Origin of the sequence: Bacillus cereus group sp. MYBK245-2, from assembly GCF_051916145.1 — a bacterium.
GTDB lineage: Bacteria > Bacillota > Bacilli > Bacillales > Bacillaceae_G > Bacillus_A > Bacillus_A pacificus.
This window is the reverse complement of sequence record NZ_JBQAGB010000029.1, coordinates 25,896-33,767: the sequence shown is the minus strand read 5'-3', so window position 1 is coordinate 33,767 and position 7,872 is coordinate 25,896. Positions and strand designations below refer to the sequence as shown.

Below are 7,872 nucleotides of genomic sequence, written 5' to 3'. Positions count from 1 at the left end.
TACGAAACGGATTAAGGCAAAATTAAAAATGAGCCCGGTACAATACCGGACTCATTTGGATCAAGCTGCCTAATGAAATAACCGTGTCTAACTTTTAGGGGTCACTTCACTTACTTGTGCTCTTTTTCGTATACCGCAAACAACATATCTCGAAACAATGTATTTAAACTCTCAATATCGATCCCTGATCCCTTTTCAATTCCTTTTACGTATTGCTGATAGTAATGAATTTGTTCTTCTAAAAATTGATTCAACACCTCAATTTTCAATCCAACATCTAATTCAGTACCTGCCTTTTTCTTTATTAACAACCGTTCAATTTCATCTAATACGCTACGCTCTATTGATAATTCTGTAATTAATCGATCGAATTCTACAGGAGGCAAAGTTGTTTTCTCCTCTAGCCACTTACAAGCCAAAATAGGACGCAATACATAAAAGTACTTTTTCAATTTTACATTCTCACCTTGCAAAAATTCACGATAATTTTTTGAAGCCATATGTAAGTAATGGTATATCGTTGCTTTTGGATCAAAATTCTTTTCACTCATTTGCTGAAGCTGTTCTGGAAAATTAGAGTTTTTCGAATAAAAAATGGGTGATCGAATCCATTCGAGTAAAGCTGGGTTTGACTTTGCAAATAGTTGTAACGCTTTTTTTATATCCCATCCGCTTATATCTAAATCATCACTAATCGGATACTCAATTACATCTCGTTTATCATGAATGGATAAATACCATTCTACCGGGTGCATATAAACGAATCTAACATCATAATCACTATCTTTTGATGGAAATCCCCATGCACGACTCCCTGACTCCACAGCGAATAAAATTTTCACATCATTTTCTTTCTCAATTCGTTCTAACTCCAACTTAATTTTCTCTCTCATTTCATACCCTCTCCATTTTTTGATTATTTCCTTGGAAATTCGACAAATATATTACTAAGTTTACTACATACTAAAGTAGCTGTCAGAAAATTTCCGACAGCCTGTCAAAATTCGTTATTTTTTACTTGTTCTTTTCAGTTACACTAACCGCAATTCGTTCAAACTCTTTTTGAATCTCCTCTTTGTATGCATCTACTTTTGAAAAATCCATAGCAGCAATATAAATTCGTTCTAATTTATCACGAACTGATTTCGCTTTCGCTAAAAAAGACATCGCCTCATTCATTTTTGCTTTATATTGAATAGAGACGTCACGAATTTCCTCCGCATACTTCTCATCCGTCCCTGGTGTTACAATAAGGGCATACATATCTATAATTTCATCACCTTCACGGCTCGGAAAATATTCATGTGGTGCGGTGCTATCGAAAATCGCAAACCCTAATTCTCTTACGATAACCATATCAAGACTATTTGGATCAAACCCACAATGATATACTTCAACTTCAAATCCTTTTTCTTCTGCTACCTTAGCTAATTTTTTGAGCATTGTTGATTTCCCAGAACCTGGGCGTCCTTTTATAAAATAACGATGTGGTAATCCTTCTGTTAAATTAGGAACAAAATCAACTGCTCCTTTCGGTGTAGCTGCTCCTAAAAACCGATGTTTCACAAGCGATTGTTTCCCAACTCTATCTGTAAATAATTTCTGAATGAGCTGCTCGGTTAGTTCGTTCGCTTTATTAAAATCAATATTACTAATATATATTTTCTCCCACTCATCATGTATAACTAATGCCTCGTTAAAACGAGCGTAAGCAGCTTGAAAAGCTTTGCTTGCTTCTGAAACAAATCGTTCAATTTCCACTTTCTGCTTTCTTAACTTATCTGAATCCCAAGCAATCCCTAAATTAATATACTCCTCGACAACTCCTGGCATTTTGGGCTCAATAACATGCGGTGATGTTCCATCAACAATTCCTACTTTTAACTTCGGGATAATGACACCATCAACCGATTTATTATCAGAAGAACAGTGTAAAAATTCAATATCATATCCCTTTTCAACCCATTCACGACCTATTGCCTTAATTAAAGAAGATTTTCCCGTTCCAGGTCCACCCTTTAAAATAAATAATCTGTTTAGTCCTTTTAAATTCTCTTCATATAAATTATGAAATCCTCTAGCTGTATTTCCACCAGCATAATAATTCAATACATTCCCTGTCACTGCACTCACTCCTTCGCAGCATTCTATTTACATAAGCTACAATATGCGAGCAACTTTATTTGGGTGAATACCTATTTTGTGTTGCACAGAAAAAGGAAATGAATTACAATTTTATTATCACGAAAATTCAGAACTTTAAATTGAATATACCTTTATCAAGAGAGGCAGAGGGACCGGCCCTTTGAAGCCCAGCAACCTCAGTTTATACAAACTGAATAGGTGCTAATTCCTGCAAAATGCATTGCATTTTGAAAGATAAAACGTAACTATTGTGTGCAAAACTCATCTTTCTTGATTATGAAAGGTGAGTTTTTTATATTTTAAAATATATACTTGGAGGTATTTAAAGTGAAAGTAATTGACCTATCCCAAACATTTGAAAACAATATGTCTCAATTTCCTGGAACACCAAAAATCAATTTAGAAGCCATTACAAGTGTTGAAGAGACAGGATATCAAGTTACAGATTTTCATTCTGTCGTTCATGTTGGTACACATTGTGATGCTCCTGCTCATTTCATTTCAGGCGCAACGACTATTGATCAATTGCCCCTAGATCAATTTGTAGGTGAAGCTGTTCTTATTGATGTAACTCATGTACAAGAACGAAAACTACCTAAAGAAGTATTACACAATGCTGACATAAAAGAAGGTGATATTGTCATTTTCCATTCCAACCTATCTAATAAATGGAATACAGAAGCGTATGAACAAGAAGCCTTTTATCTTTCCGAAGAATTAGCTGAAGAATTAGTTCAATTAAAAGTAAAATCTGTCGGTTTAGATTTCATTTCTCCTGACGAGGTAACGACAGAAACATCACCGATTCATCACATACTACTTGGGAATAATATTTATTTAATCGAAAACTTAACAAACTTAGATGCCATTAATGCGAAACGTTTCTTTTTCTCAGCGGCACCTTTAAAAATTAAAAATAGCGACGGTGCTTTCACAAGAGCATTCGCTGTAATTTTTTAAACAAACTATACAAAAAAGCAAAGATCATCATTGACCTTTGCTTCTATTTCTTTTATTTAAACTAAGAAAGAATTGCTCAACACGAGGACGTAACCAAGCTAAATAATCTTTCTCTTTCTTCTTTGTACAAGCTATTTCTTCCCCATCGACCATTCCGACAAGCTCTAGCTCTAACAGTTGCCTCGTAAATGCTAACATATTTATTTCTTCTTCCGGATACTCTTCTTTTAATTTCTCCTCAATTTCCCCTAATAAAAAACCGTCACGCATCATTGCCAATGCATCAATCCAAAGTGGCGGCATTTCATATTTTTCTCCTGTAATTGTATCTTTTACAATATAATTCTTTTGCTCTTTTCGAAATTGAATTGTGTGCAAGCATACAGTCGAATTTAATGTTAATTCCATCATACCACCTCTTTCATAATATCTGCATAGAAAAAAGGATGCGCGTGCACCCCTTCTTTTTCTAACACTACCGAACCGTTACATGAATAACAAATCTCATGTCGATATTTTCCTCCATTATAAACGAAGTATTTTATAAAAAAAACCCTTCTTGAAACATTTTATAAAATGTTTATATTTACGCAACAAGAACACTTTTCTGAAAAATATTTTCTTCTAGCGCATTATGCTATCGGTAAAAAAATCTCCACCTTCATTCCTAGCTCTCCGCTACTTTGAATCGCAATACTTCCTTGCTACTCCTCATGATCAATACAAAAACTCTACATATTATCTCATTAAATTATAAGTATGAAATTACTTTCAGAGCAATCTGTAACCTTATAACGAGAAAAGGAAGGAGATTTCCCCTTCCTTTTCATCACAATTTATATCCACCTTACTCGATCATGTAGCAATCCATCCGTAAAGTCATTTCCACCAACTACAAAATCATTCATATATAAATTCAAATATTCTCCGTACTTACTTTCTGTATTTAATAATAATTCCTCTACATAATAGGCACCTTGTTTAAAGTTATCGAACAGTAAACTACACAAGCCAGCATAAATGCCACATCCTACTTGGAAGTATGTCGCATTCGTTTTATATTTATGAAAAACTTGACTGCTATTCATCACGTTATACATATAGGTCTCGCTATTTTCATAAACGAGTAATACACCGACTAGATCCTCGCCCGCAATCTCTTCTTCAGCTGGATTAAATACTTTACGATTCCAATTCCATAGATCTTCTACCTTATCTAAGTTCTGTCTAATTATATTTGTTGTATACTCGTTAATTCGGTAAAGAAACCCTACTTCCATGTTAAAGTTTTTCCCTAAAATTAAAACTTCCTCATGCGGCATCAAACAACCATAAAATTCTTTCTCTCCCAACTTTACTTTATACTCTGAAGCATATACATCTTCATAAAAGTAAAGAGGACGATGATGACTCATATACATCGGATAACTCCATATCGCTTCATCTAGAAATCGCTCTACTGCCCATGAAGCATACAGTGTATGAGGCTTTATAAGTGCTGTATCATTCAAAAATGACGTATCATGTTCTACTATATAGCATGCTCTTGGCTTTTCATTCGGGCGTTCCTTCATAAGTTCAACAACCATCCATTGAACGACACCTGGATTCATACCTGAGCCTATAATTGCTTTTGTATTTTTAAATTTATCTTTTTCCTTCTCAAATCTCGTATATCTTTCCGTAAGCTGAAAGCCGATTAAACTATCGTCCTGATCTACTGCCTCGTTTTCCAAAGCTGAATTAATATAACAAATTCCAAGTTCATTACAACAGCTTAATACTCTGATCGTATCTGCCCCTGAAACATCAATCACAACACTCGTACTACTTTCTTTTAAATGTTTTTTAAATGTCACTACATCTTGGAGATCTATTTCGGATAAAAACAATTGATCTTCCAAATTTGGAAACAACTCGTCATAATACGTCCTATCTTTTTGTTTTATATCAACCAAATAAAATGTAACATTCTTTATCACTTCATAAATCGGGTCTTTTTCATTTACTATCGCTTGATTTAAAATCGCTAAAACTGCTTTTGCTGCTCCACCAGCACTGCCAATTAATGTAATCGATAACGAATTTGGAAACTGCTCCACCAACAAAACCCCTTTAATATATTAGTTAAGCAGTTCTCCCTCAAAAAAATAAATTGAATACATCAAAAGATAGCTCGTACATATTTTTTATAATTTCGCACAAAATTTCCTCTTCAACAGTCATACTAACATATTTATATTCAATTCATTTTTCCCCTCATATTCAAATCGACCTAAACAAATAGGCTCGACCTTTTCTTCTACATATAAAAGAAAAAGCCAGCCTTTTCAATTAACTTACGGACAATGGACAGATTTTACATGTTGAATATTTACATACATTTTCGCATCACGCGCCTTTAATATTTCAATATGACCTTCATCAATTTTTTCCATCTTTCCGATTTTATTAGATTCCTCACCTAAATCGAACACCATGATTTTGCCAGCCATTTTAATAAGCTGTTCTTCAAAAGTTCGAGCTAACGTAATATTTAATGGATTCACGGGGAGTTCATTTTTATTGAGGGCATAAGGCACTTGATTTTCTTTATACGGAATTAACCATTTCAAATGCTTTAAAGATATATACACTGTTTTATAAACCGGGCTATAAAAAACGATATAATCGTTCATTACACTTGTAACATATCCATGTATTGGAGCATTTCCAGCTACATAAATTTCTGTGAAAATCCCTTTAGAGGTACTTAATACTTTCCTCAAAGAAATTGAAGGAGATTCTCTCTTAATGACAGAATCAACATCTGGTTTTGCTACTTCTTCATCATGTGGTCGTAAAATTTTATAATGTTGTACATGATATAAAGATATATATACGTAGTCTTGTCCATTGTAAAGAACAACGATATCATTTCCTACGTCTATTAATACACCTTTAAATCTTTTTTCACCGATTAATTTAATATATATATTTTCTCCAATATTTTTATTCAACTCATTCATCTATATCCTCCTTCCTATGAATTTCTTCTTTCCTGTCTTCGGTAAAAAAATAATCAGGGCAAAGTTCTGTCTTAATAGTAAGTAATTCCTTTTCATACTATCGAAATAAGAAATTGTTCTTCTCTTTCCCTCATAATGCCCCTCTTATTTATTAAACATTATTCATCTTCATTCTTTTTACATTTAACTATCTGACTCACACTCTTAATATGATAATTAATGATATAAATCACTTCATCACAGTTTACTAGTGTAATACATTCGTCATGCACTTCACTTAATAAACCTTCTACACACTCTGGGCCGCCACGATTAATCTTTACCCACTTATACTTCAAGTCACGTAATACATCGACAAAAGTATCATCATCAGAGCAGAAACATGAAACATAGCAATCGCCACATTTACTTTCTTTCACTTTCTTCACTAGACTCTTTACGTGTTTCAATTGGTAATATACTAATTCACCAAGAGGAAGTTGTAATGTAAGGTAATCTCTTCCTAACGATACAAGTACCCCCACTCGACTCTCTGGGCCACGAAGATTTACTTTTACAGTCTCACCGACTAAGCACTTAATTTGCTCACAGCATAATACACTCTCCAAATTCATATCCTCCTTTCTTATTATCTTCCTCTACGTGATTGTCTTTGTGCGCGCTCTCGACCTGAACAACAGCTTTCATTATTACTTTCTTCGCTCTCTTCGCACGCTACTGTGACACTCTTAATATGAGATACTGCAACTAATATAACTTCTTCTTTTACAATTAATGTCACGAATTCACAAGAAACATCTTGTAAAATACCTTCCACTTTCTCTGGGCCACCACGATTAATTTTCACCCAGCGATACTTGAAACTTTGAAGTAGCTTTTCAAAGTCACCTTCACACTCACATTCCAACCATCCACAATCATCTGCTTTACAATCTTTCACATTTTTTGTAATGCTTTTCAGATGACGAATCTGATAGTAATAGAGCTCTCCTTTTTCATTCTTTAATACAAAGTAATCCGAACATACTGCGACTATTGTTCCTTTTTGAGATTCTGGACCACCCCTGTTTACTCTCACAAAAGATCCAATTAAATCTTCCAAGAAATCACAATGAAATAAACTCACGAGAAAACCCCTTCCATTAATTTATAAGCTTTTGCACTGATAGTATATGTATCTGTACAGGTTACGTTCTCTATGTTTGTCCTAGCTAGAAAAAAATATGCTTTTAACATGGTAGACTACTACCTATTAAAATCCTGAAAAACCCTAAAGCCTCCTTAAATTTTTGATACTTTGAGACGAAAAAATCCCGTATGAAGATACATTTCTGCATACCTTCATACGGGATTTCCCATCGTTTAATCTTCGTCTTTAACATCCATATCTTCTGGAATTGGTTCGTTCAATATTTCTTCCACTAATTGCTTATATTTCTCCATTTGTTCTAAATGTGTATTGAATTGTTCTTTATTTAATAAATATTGCTCTCCATCAAATAGTGCACGAATTTTCTTTTGCTGAATTAACTCTTCAATATACGACTTTGGTAAATTCAAATACTCCGCAGCTTCTTCTACTGTTATATACAACTCGTTCATTCCTTTATTATTTTTTCCTATATACTGTATCTTACTTTATTTTTGTAAACAAATAAAAAAGATTTTGTAAATGCAACCTAAAAAGCAGGTAGATGCATTCCATATATTGTATAATAGTATATAGTAAGAATTTTTTAAATATAGAATGGTATTACCC

At 33.7% G+C, this 7,872-nt stretch carries 9 protein-coding genes and 1 riboswitch; of the genes, 1 reads left to right on the top strand and 8 read right to left on the bottom strand.

The genetic code is table 11. The annotated features are described in order from the left end of the window. Positions 1 to 110: 110 nt before the first annotated feature. Positions 111 to 893 carry a nucleotidyltransferase domain-containing protein gene (locus ACTFRN_RS27560; protein ID WP_049113706.1) on the bottom strand — a complete coding sequence of 261 codons (783 nt, stop codon included), beginning with the start codon at positions 891 to 893 and terminating at the stop codon, positions 111 to 113. Between the two features lie 121 nt (positions 894 to 1,014). Continuing rightward, positions 1,015 to 2,124, bottom strand: a complete 1,110-nt coding sequence (locus ACTFRN_RS27555; protein ID WP_014893348.1) for a PRK06851 family protein — start codon at positions 2,122 to 2,124, stop codon at positions 1,015 to 1,017. A gap of 149 nt (positions 2,125 to 2,273) precedes the next feature. Beyond that, positions 2,274 to 2,386, top strand: a riboswitch (SAM riboswitch). 86 nt (positions 2,387 to 2,472) lie between these two features. Between ACTFRN_RS27555 and ACTFRN_RS27550 the strand changes: the two genes are divergently transcribed. After that, entirely contained in the window at positions 2,473 to 3,105 is a 633-nt protein-coding gene (locus ACTFRN_RS27550) for a cyclase family protein (protein WP_000862961.1), read from the top strand. Positions 3,106 to 3,132: 27 nt separating this feature from the next. Here ACTFRN_RS27550 and ACTFRN_RS27545 read toward each other — a convergent pair whose 3' ends face one another. The 6 genes from ACTFRN_RS27545 to ACTFRN_RS27520 form a co-directional block, all read right to left on the bottom strand. Further along, positions 3,133 to 3,513: a hypothetical protein gene (locus ACTFRN_RS27545; RefSeq protein WP_000424113.1), complete on the bottom strand. Its 381-nt coding sequence runs from the start codon at positions 3,511 to 3,513 to the stop codon at positions 3,133 to 3,135. 428 nt (positions 3,514 to 3,941) lie between these two features. Further along, on the bottom strand, positions 3,942 to 5,207 hold the full coding sequence (locus ACTFRN_RS27540) for a hypothetical protein (protein ID WP_014893349.1): 1,266 nt from the start codon (positions 5,205 to 5,207) through the stop codon (positions 3,942 to 3,944). A 237-nt stretch (positions 5,208 to 5,444) separates the two neighbouring features. Then, a complete protein-coding gene (locus tag ACTFRN_RS27535) occupies positions 5,445 to 6,113 on the bottom strand; it encodes a hypothetical protein (protein WP_014893350.1) in 669 nt (222 codons plus the stop codon). A gap of 158 nt (positions 6,114 to 6,271) precedes the next feature. After that, complete coding sequence (locus ACTFRN_RS27530; protein ID WP_000446705.1) at positions 6,272 to 6,721, bottom strand: hypothetical protein; 450 nt, start codon at positions 6,719 to 6,721, stop codon at positions 6,272 to 6,274. Positions 6,722 to 6,741: 20 nt separating this feature from the next. Continuing rightward, complete coding sequence (locus tag ACTFRN_RS27525; RefSeq protein ID WP_000051516.1) at positions 6,742 to 7,239, bottom strand: hypothetical protein; 498 nt, start codon at positions 7,237 to 7,239, stop codon at positions 6,742 to 6,744. A gap of 236 nt (positions 7,240 to 7,475) precedes the next feature. Then, entirely contained in the window at positions 7,476 to 7,715 is a 240-nt protein-coding gene (locus ACTFRN_RS27520) for a helix-turn-helix domain-containing protein (RefSeq protein WP_001004507.1), read from the bottom strand. Positions 7,716 to 7,872: the final 157 nt, after the last annotated feature.